Source organism: Sulfuricaulis sp. (assembly GCF_024653915.1).
In the GTDB taxonomy this organism is placed as follows: domain Bacteria; phylum Pseudomonadota; class Gammaproteobacteria; order Acidiferrobacterales; family Sulfurifustaceae; genus Sulfuricaulis.
In genome coordinates this window covers 41,970-63,618 of record NZ_JANLGY010000009.1, presented here as the reverse complement: position 1 = coordinate 63,618, position 21,649 = coordinate 41,970, and the positions used below count along the sequence as shown (strand labels likewise).

Below are 21,649 nucleotides of genomic sequence, written 5' to 3'. Positions count from 1 at the left end.
GGCCCCGTGACGTCTAACCTGGCGGTCCGGTCAGTCATAAATGGTTTTTCAACAGTTACTTAGGTCACATTTCATCATTACATGGGTCAATAACCAAACCGACAAACCCTGCAAGCTTTGGCGGCTTCATCCCCGTTGATCGGGGACAACGTCGGCAAACACCAGCAGCTCGAAGACGTTCGTATACTCAAGCCGCTGCAACAGGCGCACGGTGCGGATTGCTTCCGTTTCTTCCGCCAGCAAAAGATTGCTGCCGGGAGCGTAAACACCGCGCGGCAACAGCAGCGTGGCCGGGCGGCGCAGGGCTTCGATGGCTGGCAGAAGCAGCGCGGGCTGATAATCGCCTGTGCCAGTGCCGCGCACCAGGGCGACCGCCACCGGCTTGACGCCGGAGGCCAGCAATTCAATGCCCATTTCCAAGCTGCCGGCCTCGGGGCTTTTCATCCAGCGCACCACGCCGGCGCTCCAACGGCCGATCTCGTCCATCTGCTGGATACCCACGGCATCGCCGACACGTACATAGGTGTGTGAACTGCCAAAGCGCACCAATTGCAGCCCCTTGGGCGCGGCATCCTTGATCTGCCAGCGATCGACACGAAATCCTTCGCCGGAAGAAACGGTGCTCTCGCGCGGTTCCGTCTGCGGCATCGGCCCCACCGCCACCGGTTCGTCGAGCGCGATGAAATCCTCCTCGTCCGCGCGCACCTCGCGTGTGATGTCTTCCTCGATATGCGACGGGAGAATCACGCGGTCGTCAGTGGCTTCGTGTTTGGCAACACTTACCGGTGGAGCGAATGGTTTTTGGCCGCTGGCAAAAAAATGCAGCGCCTGGATACCGGCACACACGAAGGCCGGGCCACTGCGCTGAATACGCGAGAACTGCCGCTTGGGCAACTGGCCCCAAGAGCGCATCATGCGTTGCAACATGTCGAGGCAGACGGAATCCAGGCAATCAATACCCAGCGACAGCGCGCGGGCGCTGTCGCCCTGTTGCAGGCGCTGGATGAAAAACTGAATGGAGCGCAGCAGTTCCACGGCATCCAGCAGTCGCACCCCCTGACCCGGCTGGAATGCCTCGCCTTGAGGAAACGGTACCGGCGGTGAATCGGTCGCGGGATCGATGAGGAAATATCCAGCCGATGGTGCGGACTTGAGAGCGTCTCTCAGCTCCGCCTTGGCGCTCCACTGATGCAGGAAACGTTGCACCTGCCGGCATTCACCCTGCGGCAACTGATAAGGATTGCTCAAACCCAGGAGCAGGATGTGAATGTATTCGTGGCTGATCGTGGTCTTGGCAGTCGTGGGCGCGGGCGAGTCGAGCACCTCCTGCGTCAAATCGTGTTCGGCGGCATACTGATAGATGGCATGTATCTCGCGCCACACCTCCGGCGGATACGGCATGTACACCTGATAGGAATGCAGCAACATCTCGCCGAGGTAATGCAGGGAGCGCACCAGCGCCTGCGCACGCAAGGATTTCTTGCCCCAGCGCAACCGCTGCTTTTCCAGATCCTGAAGGCAGCCCTTGTAGCCGTAGGCCATTTCCATGTGCAACTGGCGGATAAACTCCGCCAGCTGGCGTTTCTTCGGCGTCAGCGGCAGTGCGGCACGGGTAAAATACGACTCCAATGTGGAGGTGACAGTGGCTACGGGAGCGTTGTAAAGCTCCATCAGCTCGAAGCGACGCGCGGCGTCCAGATCCTGACGATTGAGGGTATAAAGCGCCTGGTAAACTTCCCGTGCTGTCTCCGCGCTGTCGGCGAGCGGCAAGGAAGCGATCCACGCTTGCGCGTACTTGGGATCGGTCTCCGCCATCCAGGCCGAGACACGCTTAGTAGGTAATGTGAGAGCCAGTCCGGTCACCGTGACTTCCTGTCTGTGGTCTCAAAGTATTTCCGAATACTATCAAGTGATTATATAGCACATGCCGTGCGTGTAGTGCCGGGACATCTTGCTGCATAATGGAAAAATCCCATGTTTATCGCCGATTTATAGCGAATATAAACAGGGTCTTCAGTTATTCCACGCATTGGCGCACGCGTGTATTATTCGGCCCGCTTTAAAATTTCTGGAGAGCATCAATGACGTACGTGGTCACGGAAAGCTGCATCCGCTGTAAATACACGGATTGCGTGGAAGTCTGCCCCGTGGATTGTTTCCATGAAGGCCCTAACTTCCTGGTCATTGACCCCGAAGAATGCATCGATTGCACCCTGTGTGTACCCGAATGCCCGGTAAACGCCATTTTTGCGGAAGATGACTTGCCGGAAGACCAGAAGCAATTCACTGCCATCAACGCCGAACTGACTAAAAAATGGCCAGTGTTGACCGAGAAAAAACCCGGACCGCCGGACGCGGCCGAGTGGGAAGATAAGCCCAACAAACTCAAGTACCTTGAGCGCTGACGCACCGGTCATACTGGTCCCCTACGGAGACGATCCGCTATGTCATCTCGCCATGCTGTTGCTGGAACGGCATAAAGACCGTCTTCCGGACTTAAGCCAACAAGCTGTATTGCTCCCCCATAGCAGCGCCGTGCCGCGTTTTCGCCGGATACTCCGGGAACAGGCGGCGCTGAAAAATTTCACCGCCCTGCTCCCGCCCTTCACCGGCACGCTGGCATCCTGGGCAACACGCTTTGCCGACAGCAACATGCGTCGGCTGAGCACAACGGCGCGTGAAATCCTGCTGCTCGATGTGCTGCACGATTATCCCCATTGGCGCCGGGCCTACGGCGACTGGCCGCTGGCTGACAGCCTGTTGGCATTATTCGACGATCTGGCGCTTCAGGAATGCCAACTGCCAGAAAACCCCGCCGATCTGATTCGGCAAATTGCACCGGGCCACAATGCCGGGACGGGCGATGTTTCACCGTTCAGCGACGAGGCACAGCTGGTGCACGTGTTGTGGGGCGCATGGCGCGAGCGTCTCAAGAGAAATGATCTTCAGGACCAAACGCTGCAATTCACGGACGGTCTGGAACGAAGCGCCGGTCAACTAACGGGTGATACCCGGGTCTATCTGGCCGGTTTCGTGGATTTCTCGCGCGCGGAAATAAACTGGATCAAAACACTGCTTGCCCGTCAGAGCCTGACATTGTTGATTCATGGTCCCGGCAACAAGGATCCGGAAAATCCGACGACGTATCTTCTGAGCGCATTGCAGGAAAAATTACAGGCCATCCCCGCACGCGACGCGTATGCAGATTTTCTCGATCGTGTTTTTGCCTCAGAGGATGGCAACTTGCGGCAGCGCGCCCAGCAGCAGGCGGCGGCTTCGCCGACCAGTCCCGCGCAAGCACGTCTGATTCTGCATGAGGCGGCGGACGCCGAATCCGAGGCACGCGCCATCGATCTTCAGGTACGACGCTGGCTCACACAGGGTCTGCGTGATATCGGCATCGTCACCAACGACCGCAAGTTGGCGCGCCGTGTGCGCGCGCTACTGGAACGTGCCCACATCGGGCTGGTAGATGCCGGTGGCTGGACACTCTCGACCACCAGCGCCGCGACCGCGTTGGCGCGCTGGCTCGAATGCATGGAGCAGAATTTCTCCCACGCCCCTCTGCTTGATTTGCTGAAATCGCCCTTTCTGCAACTTGGCGTCAGGCAACCGGAATTTGACCGCCTCGTCTCCCTGTTCGAGCAAACCGTCATTCGCTCATACAACATCACTTCCGGGGTCGAGCATTACCGTCACGGCCTTGAACGCGCCAAGACTGATTGGCGCGAAGAACACGCCGCGGCTGGCACAGCGCTGACACAGTTGATGGACCGGCTGGAAGACGCAGCGTCTCCCCTGATTCCCCTGACAACGGCACGGCCGCGAGCCTTGCTGGAATTCCTGGATGCACTGCTCAAAAGCCTTGAAAACCTGGGTTTGTCGGCGGGGTTTGAAAAAGACGACGCCGGCCGTGAACTGTTGAACGTGCTCGATGAAATGCGCTCAGCCGCCCGGCACAGCAGCCTGCGCCTGTCGTGGGCCGATTTTCACCAGTGGCTGCGGCGCGGCATGGAACAGCGCCGTTTTCATCCGCCGATGCAAGGGCGCGGCGTGGAACTGATGAGCTTCGCGGAATCGCGGCTCTACCGCTTCGATGCGCTCATTGTCGCCGGGGCGGTGCGCGAACACCTGCCAGGGCAAATCGGCGCGCCCCCGTATTTTAATGACAGCGCGCGCACCGAACTGGGCTTGCCGTCGCTGGCACGGCGCTACGCCGCGCTGCTTCAGGATTTCCGCCGTCTGCTCGAAGCCGCGCCGCGCGTAGTAGTTAGCCTGCGCCGTGAACACGAAGGCGAACGCCTGGTCCCGAGCCCCTGGGTGGAACGCCTGCGCGCCTTTCACGAAATATCCTACAACACTTCACTGCGCGATCCCGAACTGGAATGGCTCGTGCTACAACCCGATACCATCATTGTCGTGCGCGATGCGCCGCTGCCGACGCCCGTGGCACCACCGGCCGCGCGCCTGCCGCCATCCATGTTGCCAGCGGCATTTACTGCCACGGACTACCAGCGTTTGGTCAATTGCCCCTACCAGTTCTTTGCGGCCCGCGGTCTGGGTCTGGCGCCGGAAGACGAAGTGCGCGAGGAAATCGAAAAAGTGGATTACGGGATCCATGTGCATCGCATCTTGCAAGCCTTCCATACCGGCATGCCCGGTCTTGCCGGTCCGTGGCGAGCCAAGCTCGATGACGCCACCCGACCCGACGCGGAGGCCCTGCTGCACCAGATTTCGCAACAGGTATTCGCCAAGGATCTGCGCCGGCGCTTCTTGGCACGAGGCTGGCTCTACCGCTGGGAGAAATGCATTCCGGCCTATGTGGAATGGGAAATGAAACGTGCAGCGCAGTGGCAGGCTGAGGCATCGGAAATCAAGAGAGAACAAAAGTTTCTCGAAGGTGAAACACAAATCACCCTTACCGGGCGCATTGATCGCCTCGACCATGGCAAGGACGGGTATGGCATCATCGATTACAAAACCGGTTCCGTGCCCTCACGTGATGAGGTGCTCCGAGGTGAAAATATCCAGCTTCCGTTCTATGCCCTGTTGCTGGAAAAGGAAAATGTTACACAGGCGACATTTCTTGCGCTGGACGGCGAGAACGTAAATGAAAAGGCAACTCTCGATGGCCAGTCACTGGCCCTGTTGCGCGCGGCAGTGCGTGAACGATTGATGCTGCTCAAACGCCGCCTTGATGCTGAAACACCATTGCCCGCGTGGGGTGACATGGAAACTTGCCGGATTTGTGAAATGGAGGGGCTGTGTCGCCGCGAAATGTGGGCCGAACCAGAATCATCCGCATCGTAAGTGATCGAGATAAAAAAAGAGGCGGCCGTTCATGGCCGCCTCCGGTATTTCTACTGATCACTTGCTTCCAGAATGCATCCTTGCATCCCTTGAGACTTCCCTGCTTACTTCCGATGTCGTCAGCTACGATATGTCCCTATTTGGCTTCCCTTCCTCTTATAAATATAGGCCGGGGAGCCCAAGTTGCAAGCCAATCGGACCTTCGGCAAACCTTTATATTTCCATGGAAATACATGAAGTTATACGCCGGTTATCGACCGCCCATCCGGGTCCGCAACCATGATTGATGCTGCACTCGCCACCGCCCCGGAAAACAACGTCGTGGTCCATGCCGCCGCCGGCACCGGCAAGACCTGGCTGCTGACCAGCCGCATCATTCGCCTGCTGCTCGAAGGCAGCGAGCCCGGCGCCATCCTGGCCATCACCTTTACGCGCAAGGCCGCCGGCGAAATACATGAACGCGTCACCGAACGTCTGTTCGCCCTTGCCGCGAGCGACGAGGGAACGCTCGTCAAACAGCTCACCGAAATCGGCGCCAGAACCGATCAGACAAGCCGCAACATCGCGCGCGGGCTTTATGAAAAACATCTGGGCGCGATACACGTCCTACGCACAACTACGTTTCATGCCTTCTGTCAGGAAATACTGCGACGTTTCCCTCTCGAGGCGGACGTACCGCCGGGATTTGAGCTTATCGAGACAACGGCTGAACTGGAGCAAGCCGCCTGGCTTGCGCTAGACCAATATGCGTTCCGAGAAAAAGGAGGCGTGTTATCCGGGGCGCTGGATACACTGCTGAAAGAATGCGCTGGCGTGGCCGGCACAAGTACGGCGCTGAATGATTTTCTGGCACACCGCAGCGACTGGTGGGCCTATACCGAAAATGAAGAAGACCCTGAGGGTTTTGCCGTGACACAACTTCGGCAATTGCTCGGCACTACCGACGACGCCGATCCGCTCATCGCCTTTGTCCAAAATCCCGAAATGCGTCAACAAATCGCACGTTATGCAGAACTTTTGGGCGGTCATCCTACGGCGACGAACCAGGAACATGTCGCGGACCTGACACGCGCGCTGTCGGACGGGACGCCTTCACAGCAAACCTTCAATCGGATTCGTACCGTGCTGCTGACCGATAAGGATGAGCCGCGCCAGGTGAAGCGCTCTCAGGTGCTGGAAAAGAAACTTGGCGCCAAGCATGCCAATGATCTGGTCAACCTGCATCAGGGGATCGCTGCACAGTTGATGGCGGCCATTGCGGAGTTCAAACGTCAGAAGACATGCCGCATCTCCCAGGCCTGGTATGTGTGCGGTGTGGCGCTGCTCGAAGAATATCAGCGACTCAAGAGGGGGCGTGGCCTGCTCGACTTCGCCGACCTGGAATGGAATACCTACCAACTGCTGAACCGTAGCCGCCATGCCGAATGGGTGCAATTCAAACTGGATCAGCGTATCGACCATCTGCTGGTGGATGAATTCCAGGACACCAACCCGACCCAGTGGCGCCTGCTGCTGCCGCTGCTGCAAGAGATGGTGGCCGGAGACCCGGAGCGTCGTCGTAGCGTCTTTCTCGTCGGTGATGAAAAACAGTCGGTTTACCGTTTTCGCCGCGCCGATCCGCGCCTGTTTCATACAGCCCGCCATTGGCTGCAACAACATGCACAAGCACAAACGCTGACGCAGCATCTGTCCTGGCGCTCTTCGCCTGCCATTATCCGGTTCGTCAATCTTGTCTTTCATCGCCCCGGCGACACTGAAATCGAAACAGACGGTGATTATCCGTTGCAGGACTTCGAGAAACACGACACGCACCATCAGCAATTATGGGGCCGGGCCGAGTTGCTGCCGCTCATCCGGCGGCTGGACCTGCCACGGGAAAATACGGATCAGGCATGGAGAAACCCGCTGGAACAACCACGCCAGACGGATGAAGACACGCGGCATCGCGAGGAAGGCGACTTGATCGCCGGGAAAATCCGGCAGCTTCTGGGAAATCCTGTCGCCGACAAGAACAGGATGCGCCCCATAACCGGGGACGACATCATGATCCTGCTGCGCGATCGTACTCATGCCCGGTTTTACGAAGAGTCCCTGCGGCGTGCCGGCATACCTTATATAGGATCAGGTCGGGGGGCCTTTATGCAGTCGCTGGAGGTGCGCGACCTCATGCACCTGCTGCGCAACCTGATCGAACCCTATAACGATCTCGCGCTAGCCTCAGCCCTGCGCTCACCCATTTTCGCCGCCACGGAAGACAACTTAATACTCCTTGCCCAACATCCGCCCGGATCCTGGCGTGAACGTCTGGCCCGATTGGCCCCCGGCCTGACACCAGACAGCGCCTTGTCCCGCGCGCAACGTTTATTGCCGCACTGGAGAGCTTATGTTGGCCATCTCCCGGTACACGATCTGCTCGACCGTATCTACTGTGAGGGCAACGTGGTGGCCCGCTACCTCGCCGCCGCGATCCCGCATCAGCGGCCACGCGTGGAGGCCAATCTCAATCGTTTTCTTGAGCTGGCGCTGGAAGTTGATAGCGGGCGCTACCCAAGCCTGGCGCATTTTCTGACCTATCTCGAAAGACATTCAGAAGACGACGATAAATCTCCCGCCGATCCGGCCTGGAACCGCCAGCCCCGGGTGCGCGTGATGACTATCCACGCTGCCAAGGGGCTGGAGGCGCCCGTGGTATTCCTCGCCGACGCGGCGCGAGGCTCCCGAAACCGCGATCGCGGAATGCGTTCGCTGATTGATTGGCCGGTGAACGATCCGCGTCCTCGCTATTTTCACCTTGCCGGTACCAAGAAGAATAATGATGACGTCAGCCTTTCACTCCAGAATGAACAACAATGGTCGATCCGTCGCGAGGAGGCCAATCTGCTGTATGTCGCGCTGACACGTGCCAGGCAGATGCTCTATATCTCAGGCTGCGAGCCCGGACAGGGCGATCGCGGCTGGTACGGTTTTATCGAAAAACGCCTTCGCCAAGCCGGGGATTCCGGTGAAGCGGCACACGTGGGGCTCAATCTCAGTCAGGTTTCCCTGGACGAGGGAAAAACTGTATTCAACACGTGTGCCTGGCTGGAATACGGTGAGCCACCATCTTCGTTACCACCCGAGATACCAACCCCCGACGCCGGATTCGTCATTGATCCGCTCCTGACGATACCTCTTTCCGCAATGCCGGAGACCGGAATACTCAATCCCAGCCGTTCGGCCACGACGGATGACCATCAACCGGACGAAACCGCTGGATTTTCTGAAACCCGCACGCAAGCGAAACGTCGCGGCGATGTGATTCATCGCATGTTGGAACGACTGACCAACGGTGAGGCGCACACAACAATCGAAAAAAGAATATGGCAGGAATTTAGTGAGTGGCTGGAAGAAAAGGATTTCAACCAGTGGTGGCAGGAAGCCTGCGCCGTGGTCGATCGCGCGGAATTCCACGATTTCTTTGATCCCACGCGCTATCAGGAAGCACGCAATGAAATACCGATTCTTTATCATGATGGCGAACGCGACGTCGATGGCGTCATCGACCGGCTCATCTTGCGCGATGAAGAAATCGTGGTTATCGATTATAAAACGCATGCACGCGCCACGAAGGAAAACATCGCGCAACTGGCGGAGAACTTCAGGGAACAGATGCGTCAATACGGCGAAGGGGCGCGACGACTCTGGCCGGGCAAAAAATTGAGACTGTTACTGCTCTTTACTGCCTGCGGCGGCATGGTGGAATTATCGTTCTAAGAATTTTTTCTGGCCACGGGGAACACGGGGGAAACAAATAGAGAGTATCTACTCTTTAATTTTTGCTGTTCCCCGTGCTCCCCGTGGTTCTAGGTTTTCTATGACTGGGCCTGGACCACGCGGTTGCGTCCCGTTTCCTTGGCCTGGTAAAGCGCGGCGTCCACCTGCTCGAACAGCCAGGCGGCGGGGTCGGGCCCGTAGGAATCCACGCCAGGATGGAGACAGGCCAAACCGACACTCACCGTGACATCCAGATCAACCCCTTCCGGAATAATAAAGGCGCTGTGTTCAACACTGGAACGCAGGCGTTCGGCAATCGCGGCACCCTGCGCAGGGGTGGTGCCCGGCAGGAGCAGCACAAATTCTTCGCCGCCATAACGCGCCAGCACGTCACTGCCACGCAAATCCTGGCCGAGCAGGCTCGCTATCTGGCGCAGCACCCTGTCTCCGACCTGATGACCGTACTGGTCGTTTACCTGCTTGAAGAAATCCACATCCACCAGCATGCACACCAGCGGACCGGATTGCCGCGCCCAGCGCTCCACTTCTTCGGCCAGCCGGCGTCCGAAAAACCGGCGATTGGAAATTCCCGTCAGGGGGTCCGTGAGTCCGTCGAGCTTGAGCCTTTCGTGATTGATGGAGTTATCGATGCACATGGCAGCGACCGCCGCCAGATGCTCCAGCAGATCCGTGGCAATGCCATGCGCGAAATGGCTCGCATGGCGGCTACCTTGATTGAGGCTTCCAATCAGTTCGCCGCGTCGAACCAGCGGCGCCAGCGCCACTGAGCCCGAGGCGCAGGAATGTCCGGAAAAAAGCAGTGAATGGAGGCGCTCATCCACCGGACCCAGACGGGGACGCCACGGGCGCGTGAACAGCCCATCCAGTGTCTCGCGCGGCAGGGCGATAAAGCGGCGCGCCCCGGAACCCGGCTCGGCACCGTCTTCGATGAGACGGGTCATTTCGTATTCAGGATCGACACAGGCCACCGTGACACAATCAATGCCGGGAAACGTCTCGGGAATGCCTGCGGTGACGATATGGATGAGATCGGGAAGCGATGGTGAGCCAATCATGCGTACTTCTATCTGGCGAAAACCGGACCAGATGCGCTCATTATCGCGCAACTGGTTGCGAAGCCTCACCCATTCCCGATCCTGCTGAGTCGTGGTTCCCTGTTCCATGCCTCGGTCTCGCAAATCGCTGTCCCGATGGCGCGGCAATCAGCTCTTGAGACCAAGCATGCCGAGCAGCCGTGGCGCCGGGATATAGCCCGGCAACACTTTACCATTATCAACGAAAATTGAGGGCGTTCCATTGACGTCCAGTCGCTGGCCTAGCTGGAAATGGCTTTCCACCGGATTGGGGCAGGTTTTCATGTTCAGCTTGCCGCCGGCCTTGGCGATGCCGATAGCCTTCACGCGATCGTCCGCGCACCACACCGCCACCGCGCGCTTATAACTCTCCGAACCGATGCCGGTGCGCGGATAAAACAGGTAACGCACCTTTACGCCCTGCTTGTTGAGCTCAGGCACCTCAAGATGAAACTTGGCGCAGTAACTGCAGTCCACGTCGGTAAATACCGTAAGCGTGCGCTTGGGCTTGTCCGGGCCGATTACGATCATGTTTTCTTCACCTACCTCATTGAGCAGGCGCGTGCGAATCGCTGCGCGCCGGATCTCAGTCAGGTTACTCTTCGAACGCAAATCCATTACATCGCCCATGAAGAGATGCTTGCCGTCGCTCGTGGCGTAGAAAATCTTGGAATCAATTTCAACCTCGTACATCCCGGGTACGGGAGAGGGCTTGACGATCGCCGGGCTGAGCTCGGGGAAGGCACGGACAAGTTCTGCTTTGATCTGACTCACTTCCGGCTCGCCGGCAATGACGGGTAAAGATACGGCGAGGCTGGTAAGACAAAGTAAAAATAATCGTAACATGAAATGATTTCTCGCTGGTCTGGGTTATGGGTCAGGCGGCTGTGCCAGCCGTGATCTTACTGGGCAAAGACACCCACTGACAATGTTAGACGATGGTTGGCTATTTCAGTTCGCCGTTACTTGAGCGACTGCTCTGCCTGATGCACCACGCGCGTCATGGGAATGACACTGTCAGGATTGAGCGATATGGACTCGATGCCCTGCCGCACGAGCCAGGTGGTGATCTCGGGATAATCCGACGGGGCCTGCCCGCAGATACCGACGTATTTGCCCATTTTGCGGGCAGTCTGGATGGCCATCTCCATGAGCTTGAGCACCGCCGGGTTGCGCTCGTCAAAGCCGGTCACGAGTCCCGAATCGCGGTCCACGCCCAAGGTCAGCTGGGTCAGATCGTTGGAGCCAATGGAAAAACCGTCCAGGTGCTGCAGGAAGTCCTCCGCCAGCAAGGCATTCGCGGGGATCTCGCACATGAGGTAGACCTTAAGCCCTGCCTTTCCGCGCTCGAGTCCATGCGTGCGCATGACCGCCAACACAGTTTTCGCCTCGTCCACACTGCGCACAAACGGGATCATCACGACAACATTGTCCAGCCCCATGTCTTCGCGCACCTGCTTGAGCGCCGCACACTCCATGGCAAAACTGTCGCGGAAGGATTCGGAGTAATAGCGCGAGGCCCCACGCAGACCGAGCATGGGATTTTCCTCCTTGGGCTCGAAACCGGCGCCGCCGAACAGCGAGGCGTATTCGTTCGATTTGAAATCGCTCAGACGCACAATGACTGGCTTGGGGTGAAACGCAGCGGCGATGGTGCCGATACCCTCGGCAAGGCGACTGATAAAGTAGGTGCGGCGATCCGTATACCCCGCTGTCAGCCGGTCGATGTGCCGCTGTTCATCCTGGCCGAGTTTGTCATATTCCAGCAGCGCGCGCGGGTGTGCCTGGATGCTGTGATTGATGATGAATTCCAGGCGCGCGAGACCCACGCCGTCATTCGGCAGGAAAGAGTTTTCAAAGGCCTGGTCGGGATTGCCGACATTCATCATGATTTTCGTGCGCGGCCTTTGCGCGGAATCCAGCGATATCCGGTCGATGCGAAATTTCTGCTCGCCCTCGTAAACCTGTCCGGTATCGCCCTCGGCACAACTCACCGTCACCTTCACGCCACTGCGAATAACCTCGGTAGCATCACCGCAACCCACGATGGCTGGGATGCCCAGTTCACGCGCAACGATAGCGGCGTGGCACGTACGACCGCCACGATTGGTAACGATGGCAGCGGCGGTTTTCATTACCGGCTCCCAGTCAGGATCGGTCATGTCGGTCACCAGCACTTCGCCAGCGCGCAATTTCGACATGTCAGCCGCTTTCTCGATCACATGCGCGGCGCCACCCGCGATGCGGCGGCCGACACTTTTGCCGGAGGTGAGTAACTTACCGCGCGATTCCAGCGCATAAACCTCATACACATCGCGCGCTTCGCGTGAGCGCACCGTTTCAGGGCGTGCCTGCACAATGTACAGCTTGCCATCCACGCCGTCTTTGGCCCATTCGATATCCATGGGACGGTCCTGACCCGCGAGTTTCGAATAATGCTGCTCGATTTTCACGGCGAACCGCGCGAGCTCCAGCGCCTCGTCATCCGTCACGGAGAACCGCAATCGATCCGCCTGCGGCACCGTGATGTTTCGTGTTGGATTGTCGTCCGCGGCATTCTCCGCATAGATCATCTTGATGGCCTTGCTGCCGAGATGGCGCTTGAGAATCGGTCGCTTGCCTTCCATGAGTGTCGGCTTGAAGACATAAAATTCATCCGGATTGACCGCCCCCTGCACCACATTCTCACCGAGACCATAGGCAGCATTGATGAAGACGACATCACGGAATCCGGTTTCGGTATCGAGCGTAAACATCACGCCGGAGGATGCAATGTCAGAACGTACCATTTTCTGCACGCCGATCGAGAGCGCCACCTGCGCGTGGTCGAATCCCTGGTGCACGCGATAGGAAATCGCCCGGTCATTGAAAAGCGAGGCGAAAACACGCCGGCAAATCACCAGGAGATTTTCAGCGCCACGAATATTAAGGAAAGTATCCTGCTGACCGGCAAAAGAAGCATTGGGAAGGTCTTCGGCCGTGGCCGAACTGCGCACGGCCACATCCGGTTCCGGCCCGTATTGCCGCGCCAGGTTTTCGTAAGCCGCCGTGATTTCCCCGATCAGGTCCGCTGGCATGCTGGCCTCCTGAATCCAGCGGCGAATCTCGCTGCCGGCCTGACCCAGCTGTGCAAGATCGTCCGAGTTGACTCCCGTCAGGCGCGCCTGAATGCGTTCGGTGAGTTGATTGTGGTCCAGATAATGCCGATAGGCTTCGGAGGTGGTGGCAAATCCGTCGGGAACCCGCACACCCTCGGCGCTCAAGTGGCGAAACATCTCGCCCAGAGAAGCATTCTTGCCTCCGACGACGGGGACGTCGTTAATCCCCAGCTCGGAAAATTTGCGGATATAACGCATGACGAGGGCACAAAATAGCGCAAACCAGACCAATTTCCAATGAAGTTCCGGATCAAAGCCTTTCAAAGCTATTGCCGTTGGACGACAGAGCGATGAATCTAAAAATCATGATGTTACGCCACCAGGCCCGAATACATACCATCTCCTCGTGATAAGCTGTTTTGATTGCTCAACAGATTTTATATCACGCTTGACCATCACTGAATTCATTCAGAGTCATGAGCCTGCCATGCGTTTGGGATTCTTTTTCGGAATCCTGGCCACCATGGCGTTATGGGAAATTCTGGCCCCGCGGCGCAAACTGTCACTGCCCAAAGCCGCACGCTGGGCAAACAATTTGGCCATCGTATTCCTGAACAGCTTTCTGCTGCGGTTTATTTTCCCGCTGGGCGCCGTAGGGGTGGCGCTTCTAGCATATGAAAATGAATGGGGCGTACTGAATCAGTTTTACATCCCCGACGCTGCCGCCCTCGTTGTCTCTGTGATGGTGTTGGATCTTGCGATATACCTGCAACACGTCATGTTCCATGCCATCCCGGTATTATGGCGGCTGCACAGAGTGCACCATGCCGATCTGGATTTTGATGTCGCCACTGGCGCGCGTTTCCACCCCATTGAGATAATCCTTTCAATGGTTATCAAGTTCGCGGTCATTCTGGTACTGGGGCCACCGGTACTGGCGGTCATCATTTTCGAAATTCTGCTCAGTACCGCCTCCATGTTTAATCACAGCAATGTCCGCATGCCGCGTTCGCTTGATCGCCTCCTCCGCAGCATGATCGTGACACCGGACATGCATCGTGTGCACCATTCCATCCTGGATCATGAAACCAACAGCAACTTTGGATTCAATCTTTCATGGTGGGACCGCTTGCTTGACACATACCGAGACCAACCGGAACATGGCCACCAGAAAATGACCATCGGTATTCGCGAATTCCGCCAGCCGCGACAGACGGAACGGCTTTGGGGGATGCTGACCATTCCATTCGCAGGCAAGGTAACCGGATATGCCATCAACCGCCGCTGGAATTCCTCAAAATGAAACTGGAGCGTTGGGCGCGTATCGTCCTGGCATTGATGCTGGCGGCGGGCATCATCGTGGCCTTTTTCTACCGCGACCGGCTGAGCTTTGAGACGCTGGACGACGTAATCAAGGAGGCAGGTTTATGGGGTCCACTCCTGTTCATGATCATCTACGCTATCGCCACGGTATTGTTTCTCCCAGGTTCGATCCTCACGTTCGCGGGCGGCGCGCTGTTTGGTCCGCTCGCCGGAACATTTTATAACCTGACGGGCGCCACACTCGGCGCCACCCTGGCTTTTCTTGTTGCGCGTTATCTTGCTTCTGAATGGGCCGCGCGCAAGGCCGGTGATCGCGTGAAACAATTGATGCAGGGCGTACAAGAAGAAGGCTGGCGCTTCGTGGCATTCACCCGGCTGATGCCGTTATTTCCGTTTTTCCTGCTCAATTATGCGCTGGGTCTGACACGTATACGCCTCGCGCACTACATCCTGGCCACTTACGTGTTCATGCTCCCGGGGGCCTTCGCCTTTACCTATATCGGCTATGCCGGACGAGAAGTCGCACAGGGGGCTGAAGGAATGATCCACAAGATTCTGATCGCCCTGGGACTGGTGGCCGCGCTGGTTTTCCTCCCGCGCTTCGTCAAACGTTTTCGTCGGACCGGAAAGCGCAGCAACAACAAATAACAACCGTTACAGTGTTGTCTAGAAATTCCAGCAATCTCTTTAAATAAATGGCTGGAAAAAAAGATGGAATGTGGCAGGATTAGCGGCCAATATAATTAACTAATAACTTATAGCCTCTTCCCTTTGCGCCTCGCCAATCTTCCCTGCACCACCTTTTTGCTATGCGTGGCGACCCTTTCTGGCAGCCTTGCCTGGGCCGAAACAGGTGCCCAGACCGTGAGACCGCTTTACAGCTTTAACCAAAGCCCCCTGATACAAATATATGGTCTGCCCGCCCTGGGGGAATCGCGTGTTTTGGGCCCGGATGAGTCGGCTTTGGCGCTTCATCTGCAACTTGCCAATCATTTCACCGGCGCCAGCAGCAGCGCTGAAGCCCTGAGCCTGGATGGAGAAACCCGGCGTTTGACGCTGCACTGGCGCCAGGGCCTGCCCGGGAACAGGGAATGGGGTTTTGATCTGCCTTATGTGTCACACAATGGCGGATTTCTGGACATGTCCATTGAGGAATTCCACGACATTCTCGGCCTGCCGCAGAATGGTCGCACCGATCTTCCGCGCAACCGGATTGATTACCGCTACGAGCGCCAGGGCGTAAATCTGGTGAACCTCAACCGCGCCGTCAGCGGCGTGGGTGATTTGCGTTTGACCGCCGGGATGCCGGTCACCGCAAAGATAGCTTCTGACAGCTATACCGCTGCCTGGCGCGTGAGCCTCAAGCTACCCACCGGCAACGAAGCCGATCTGCTGGGCAGCGGGAGTACGGATCTGGCCGGCTGGATGAGCGCAGCCACTACCCGTCAGCCTGATAAATGGAATCTTTATGGCGGAGGTGGGCTGCTGTTAATGAGCGAAGGAAATGTCATGCCGGCGCAGCAACGCCATCTCGTGGCCTTCGGTGTCTTTGGAATCAGCCAGCAATTCTTCCCGCAACTGACATTCAACGCACAGCTGGACGTGCACAGCCCGTTTTACAGTGACAGCGGATTGCGGCAATTAGGCAGGTACGCCGTACAGGGGTTGCTGGGGCTGGACTGGGAATTTGCACCACGAAAATCTTTCGTGTTCTCGATATCGGAGGATATGGTGGTCGGTGCGGCACCTGATGTGGCGTTCAACCTGTCTTTGACTACATCCTTTTGAATAAAAAAGCATCAAATACCGAGCGACGCGAGTAGTTTTTTCAAACCTTCCTCGAAAAGCGTCGCCGGCGCGCTGCCAAACGTTTTTTTCAGGCGAGTCACATCGGCGCAGGAATGTTGAATATCGCCGGGTCGCGTGGGTTTGTGATGTCGCTCGATTTTTTTTCCTGATATTTTCTCCAGGTTCGTCAGCAATTGCAGGAGCGAGTGACGCTTGCCGGTGCCAACGTTAAACACGCCGCCGTTGCCTTCCATTCCATGCGCCGACCGCACGAGCAAGTCAGCCAGATCAGCCACGTAAACGAAATCACGCGTCTGCACTCCATCGCCAAATACTGTAATCGGCTGGTTGCGCATCAATCGTTCCACAAAAATACTGATGACGCCCGAGTAGGGTGATGACGGATCCTGACGTGGACCGTAAATATTAAAAAACCGGAAGGATGTGGCGGCCAAACCATAGGCCCGATAATAGTGAAGCAGGTAATGCTCGCCGGACAACTTGTCTATGGCGTAAGGCGACAATGGTTTAGGGATCGCCTCTTCCGGGACCGGAATGGTCTCGGTGTCGCCATAAACTGCTGCGGAACAGGCATAGATAAACCGTTTAACGCCTTGAAGGCGCGATGCCTCGAGCAAATTCAGGGTTCCGTCAAAATTGACCTGATGCGTGCGAACAGGATCGTCCATGCTCGCCTGTACCGAGGCGACAGCGGCGAGATGCACCACGGCATCCATCTGCTTGGCGCATCGGTCAATCAACCCGGCATCACGAATATCGCCCTCGATAAATTCAAGCGCCTCATGCCTGACAAGATTGTCGCGCCTGCCAGTGGAAAGATCGTCCACCACCCGTATACGGTCTCCCGCCGCGAGTAATTTTTCCACCAGATGCGAGCCGATAAATCCGGCACCGCCGGTAACCAGCACCTTCATTTATTATTCCTGCTTGTATTGACCGGTATCGGCATGTGTTCCGCTCACACTAAAACCGGAATGTACCATAGCCGGTGCCAGCAGGCAGTCAGGGTTTGGAGCTGCCCAGACATTTTTTCCATGGCCGACAGCCCTGGCGGACCGAAACCGGTAACCGTCGGGTACCCGGTTTTTTGCTTTTATCGGGGCAATTGCCACTCATCAGTCATAAACATCCGTAAATCAGTTTCCAATGTTTTGGAGCTGTTTCCAGCTGATATATTTGCGGAAAGTGCCTGACAAAGCGAACAGCAGATTCGCGATTGCGGGGTAGTGAAAGTCGCAATGTGCTGTTAATCGATCTCGCGGATGAGGTCAGGGAAACTAAATGGAAACTACTAGCGGGCTACGCTTCGCGTCGAGCAACATCTCTGCCTTTCAGCCACTTGTCATCCTTCTTTTTATTTTTGTCTTTCTTCTGACCGCCTGCGGCGGTGGAGCGAGCGAAAGTGGCAACAGCCCGGCTACCAGCAGCTCCGGAACAACCTCCGGCGGATCGAGCGGCGTCTCCGGTGGCAATTCAGGCGATACAACCAGGCCGATTGTCACAATTATCAGTCCGACCAGCAGCGCCAGTTACGCTTCTCCCGGCAACACCATCAATCTTGCCGGCAGCGCTTCAGACAATACTGGCGTCACGCAAGTAACCTGGTCGAACAGCTTGGGTGGCAGCGGAACGGCCAGTGGCTCCATCTCATGGAACGTTGGCAGCGTCACGCTACAAAATGGCACCAATACCATTACGGTAACGGCGCGCGATGCGGCAGGTAATACCGGCATCGATACGCTGATTGTTTCGTACAACAGCGGCTCAGGAAGCCGTGCAACCTATTATCTCTCTCCAACAGGCAGCGACACTGCCAATAACGGACTCTCGCTTGCCAGTCCGTGGAAATCTTTCGCCAAGGCCTTCGGCAGCATGACTGCGGGCGATGAATTGATTCTGCTGGATGGCAATTATTCATCTTCTGCGGGGACGGGATATATCAACTATCAGGGCTCCGGTTCCGCTCAGCCACCCTCCGGGACCAGCCTGAGCAATGTGACTTATGTGCATGCACTGAACCCGGGCAATGTCACGGTTCAGGGCGGTCTGTTTATCGGCCGCTCCACCCGCAAAGACAGTTTCATCAAGATCCAGGGCATCACTTTCGAAGGTGGCGGCGATCTATATAACACCAGCTACGTCACCATCAAGGATTGCGGTTTCCATGGATCCTTCGGTATCGGCACCAACGACCACGATAATGGTAACGACTACAACCTGATCGAGGATGTCTGGGTGTGGGCTTCGGGCGAACGCATCATCGCCATTAACTACCGCTCACATCACAATGTATGGCGACGCGTGGTCGTGCGCGGCGACGGATGCGGCACGTCCGGTTGCAACGGCAGCGGCAATCCCAATGTTGGTTTTACGGTCTACAACTCCATGGACGTTTCGGTCCAGAACGTCATCGTCGTAGACCGCATTCTGGCCGCCACCGACGAACCCTATGGTGATTTTGCGGTAGCCCAGCACGCGCCCGGTCCCAATTTCGGCCGTGCTGAATGGCTCGGAACTATTTCTCTCAAAGCGCCCGATACGGGCTACTACATGGAACCGGACGTGGGCGGGACCGTAGATCCGACCATCAGGATTTCCAATGCCGTGGCATGGGATGCAGATGGTGAAGGTTTCAATATTGCGCGCTCCGGCAGCAATAATCTTCTGGAAAACCTCACGGCCTACGGCAGAACCGGGGACAGTATCCGTGTAGCGCCAGAATTGTCCGGCGGCACCCTGCGTAACGTGATTTCTACAAACTCCGGGCGCTATGGGATCAATTCGGCCTACAAGCCCAGCTACGTGGACGCCTATAACGCCCGCTCCAGCGCCTATAACAACACAACCTGCTCAGTCGGTTGCTATACCTCGAACCCGCAAGCCGATGGCGCCACGCCTTCACTCAAATACATCACCCGCGTCGAATCCGGCTCGTTCCTCAAAGGCAAGGGCAACGGTGGCGCGGATATCGGCGCCAACGTGCTCAACCGGTACGGCAGCAACGACAGCCGTTTTGGCGAATCGGGTTACAACACGCTTACGTCTACGGCCTTGTGGCCGTGGCCGAATGAGGATCGCATCAAGCGCGAGATGTGCGTCAACACCACGCGTGGCTTTTGTTCCACTGGCCAGCGCCTTGGCAACGTAGGGCCGGTAACACTGACCACTTACATCTGGGAGTACCTAGGCAATCCGATTCCATCTGGAGTTTATCCGTAATGTTCCGTGTAAGTGACATGAAAGATTGCTCCGTTAACCGTCAGGAGAAATACCTGAGCGTCCTTAAGCAGTCCATTTCAGTTTGGAGTCTGTCCGTAATGTCCCGTGGGGGTGACATAACGAATGGCTCCGATAGCCGTCTGGAGAAACACAATGTTCAAATACCCCCTCATTCTTTCTTTAGTTATATTTCTCGTTACCGGCTGCGGCCAAGGCGCGAACAGCAACACTACGCCAACCAATAGTTCACCACCCCCTGCGCCGACGGACACATCTTCACCGTCGGTAACCATCTCCAGCCCGACAAGCAGCTCGAGCTACAGCACGAGCAGCGCCACGATTAACCTGGGCGGCACAGCATCAGACAACGTCGGCGTGACTCAGGTCAACTGGACCAACAGCCGCGGCGGCGGCGGCACAGCCAGCGGCACGACAGCGTGGAATGCGTCCGGCATTACGTTGCAAAGCGGATCAAATACGCTCACGGTAACAGCGCGCGACGCGGCCGGTAATACCGCGACCGACACTCTGGTCGTCACCTATTCCACCACCATACCGGGCGATACGACGGCTCCCGTCGTCACCATCTCCTCGCCTACCAGCGCCTCCGGCTATACCACCACGAGCGGAACAATGACGCTGGCGGGTTCGGCCTCGGACAATGTCGGCGTCACCCAGGTAACCTGGTCGAACAGTCGTGGCGGCAGCGGCACGGCGAGCGGCACCACTTCGTGGAGCGTTGGCAGCATTACGCTGCAGAGCGGAAGCAACGTCATCACGGTGACGGCACGGGATGCAGCGGGGAACCAGAATACCGATGTGTTGACGGTGGCTTATTCCGTTTCTACCTCGCTGGAATGCAGCATATCTACAGTTCTGTGCGTCGAAGACACAGCGGGAGCCAACCAGGAGTATTCCACCATCCAGGCGGCGGTCAACGTTGTGCGTCCGGGCGACACCATCCTGGTGCATGACGGTAGCTACACCGGCTTCACCATTTCGGCAGACGGCACCTCGTCCAGCCGCATCGTGGTCAAGGCCGCGGGCAGTTCGGCCGTCATCAACCAGGCCAACAGCAACAGCGAAGGTATCACCCTCAGCAATGCCAATTACGTCACTATCGAGGGATTCACCGTCGTCGGTATGCCGGATGCCGGCATTGCCTCGCACAATGCCTCGGCCACCAGTCCCATGCGCGGCGTGATTATTCGTAACAACACCGTGCAAAATTCCGGTTTCATGAATATTTACATGTCGCAAACCGCCGATTCACTGATTGAAGGAAACATCGCGAGCGGCGCTGTCACCAGCCATGGCATCTATCTCGCCAACGGCGGGTCGGATAACACCGTCCTGCGCGGCAACCGCTGCTTCAATAACTTCAAGAACGGGATTCATTTCAACGGCGACAGCAGTATCGGCGGCGACGGACTGCACAGCGGGCTCACCGTTGAAAACAATATTCTTTATAACAACAACGACAACGGTGTCGATGCTGACGGCGTGCAAGACTCCGTGTTCCAAAATAACCTGATGTACGGCAATGGCCGCAATGCCTTGCGCCTCTTTCGTATCGATTCAGCCCAAGGTCCAAAAAACATCAAGGTCATCAACAACACCCTGATCGTACCCAGCGGTGGCGGTTGGGCCATAAAATTCAGCGAGGATCTTGGTGGACATGTGATCTTCAACAATATTCTGTTGAGCGAAAACAGCAGCACGGGCAGCATTTCCATGCCCAACACCAACTTCGTAAGCAACAACAATGCCCTCGTTGGTCGTCTCACCTACAACGGCGAAAGCTCTATTGTGAACCTGAGCGCCTGGCAAACAGCCGGCTTTGACGCCAATTCGTTCACGACCACCTCATCAAGCCTGTTTGTCAACGCCGGCGCGGCCAACTATCAACTCAAGGCCGGAGCACCGGCGATAGATACCGGGCGCATCTCGTTGAATAACGTCCTGGCGCCGCTGGCCGACATCCTCGGTGCCTCAAGGCCACAGGGCGTCACTTTCGATATGGGCGCCTACGAGTCCAATTAA

13 protein-coding genes are annotated in these 21,649 nt (G+C 57.1%); 8 read left to right on the top strand and 5 right to left on the bottom strand.

Translation table 11 applies throughout. The features are described from left to right. Window positions 1-126: 126 nt before the first annotated feature. Entirely contained in the window at window positions 127-1,863 is a 1,737-nt protein-coding gene (locus tag NUV55_RS05005) for a hypothetical protein (protein ID WP_296670924.1), read from the bottom strand. A 218-nt stretch (window positions 1,864-2,081) separates the two neighbouring features. Between NUV55_RS05005 and fdxA the strand changes: the two genes are divergently transcribed. The 3 genes from fdxA (at window position 2,082) to NUV55_RS04990 (ending at window position 9,063) form a co-directional block, all read left to right on the top strand. Beyond that, entirely contained in the window at window positions 2,082-2,405 is a 324-nt protein-coding gene (gene fdxA / locus NUV55_RS05000) for a ferredoxin FdxA (protein WP_296670923.1), read from the top strand. Next, window positions 2,395-5,310 (top strand): PD-(D/E)XK nuclease family protein, encoded by a 2,916-nt coding sequence (locus tag NUV55_RS04995; protein WP_296670921.1) that lies wholly within the window; start codon window positions 2,395-2,397, stop codon window positions 5,308-5,310. The genes fdxA and NUV55_RS04995 overlap by 11 nt, the downstream gene beginning before the upstream one ends. A gap of 279 nt (window positions 5,311-5,589) precedes the next feature. Next, on the top strand, window positions 5,590-9,063 hold the full coding sequence (locus tag NUV55_RS04990) for an exodeoxyribonuclease V subunit beta (RefSeq protein WP_296670920.1): 3,474 nt from the start codon (window positions 5,590-5,592) through the stop codon (window positions 9,061-9,063). A gap of 98 nt (window positions 9,064-9,161) precedes the next feature. Here the strand turns inward: NUV55_RS04990 and NUV55_RS04985 are convergent, their stop codons facing one another. From NUV55_RS04985 to ppsA, 3 genes are all read right to left on the bottom strand, one after another. Then, complete coding sequence (locus NUV55_RS04985; protein WP_296670918.1) at window positions 9,162-10,247, bottom strand: DUF484 family protein; 1,086 nt, start codon at window positions 10,245-10,247, stop codon at window positions 9,162-9,164. Between the two features lie 39 nt (window positions 10,248-10,286). Further along, window positions 10,287-11,003 carry a DsbC family protein gene (locus NUV55_RS04980; protein ID WP_296670917.1) on the bottom strand — a complete coding sequence of 239 codons (717 nt, stop codon included), beginning with the start codon at window positions 11,001-11,003 and terminating at the stop codon, window positions 10,287-10,289. A gap of 116 nt (window positions 11,004-11,119) precedes the next feature. After that, on the bottom strand, window positions 11,120-13,513 hold the full coding sequence (gene ppsA, locus NUV55_RS04975) for a phosphoenolpyruvate synthase (protein ID WP_296670915.1): 2,394 nt from the start codon (window positions 13,511-13,513) through the stop codon (window positions 11,120-11,122). 196 nt (window positions 13,514-13,709) lie between these two features. Between ppsA and NUV55_RS04970 the strand changes: the two genes are divergently transcribed. The 3 genes from NUV55_RS04970 to NUV55_RS04960 all read left to right on the top strand — a co-directional run bounded on the left by NUV55_RS04970 (window position 13,710) and on the right by NUV55_RS04960 (window position 16,366). Then, window positions 13,710-14,558, top strand: a complete 849-nt coding sequence (locus NUV55_RS04970; RefSeq protein ID WP_367280355.1) for a sterol desaturase family protein — start codon at window positions 13,710-13,712, stop codon at window positions 14,556-14,558. Then, the gene (locus NUV55_RS04965; RefSeq protein ID WP_296670912.1) at window positions 14,555-15,226 is read left to right on the top strand and encodes a TVP38/TMEM64 family protein; all 672 of its coding nucleotides are present in this window, start codon (window positions 14,555-14,557) and stop codon (window positions 15,224-15,226) included. Before NUV55_RS04970 ends, NUV55_RS04965 begins: the two co-directional genes overlap by 4 nt. Before the next feature lie 165 nt (window positions 15,227-15,391). After that, a complete protein-coding gene (locus NUV55_RS04960) occupies window positions 15,392-16,366 on the top strand; it encodes a DUF3187 family protein (protein ID WP_296670909.1) in 975 nt (324 codons plus the stop codon). A gap of 11 nt (window positions 16,367-16,377) precedes the next feature. On the opposite strand, the gene NUV55_RS04955 is transcribed toward NUV55_RS04960, so the two are convergent. After that, entirely contained in the window at window positions 16,378-17,301 is a 924-nt protein-coding gene (locus tag NUV55_RS04955) for an SDR family oxidoreductase (protein WP_296670907.1), read from the bottom strand. A gap of 367 nt (window positions 17,302-17,668) precedes the next feature. Between NUV55_RS04955 and NUV55_RS04950 the strand changes: the two genes are divergently transcribed. Together NUV55_RS04950 and NUV55_RS04945 are read left to right on the top strand one after the other, a co-directional pair. Beyond that, window positions 17,669-19,606, top strand: coding sequence for an Ig-like domain-containing protein (locus NUV55_RS04950; protein ID WP_296670905.1), 1,938 nt, complete (start codon window positions 17,669-17,671; stop codon window positions 19,604-19,606). A 153-nt stretch (window positions 19,607-19,759) separates the two neighbouring features. Further along, on the top strand, window positions 19,760-21,649 hold the full coding sequence (locus NUV55_RS04945; protein WP_296670902.1) for a right-handed parallel beta-helix repeat-containing protein: 1,890 nt from the start codon (window positions 19,760-19,762) through the stop codon (window positions 21,647-21,649).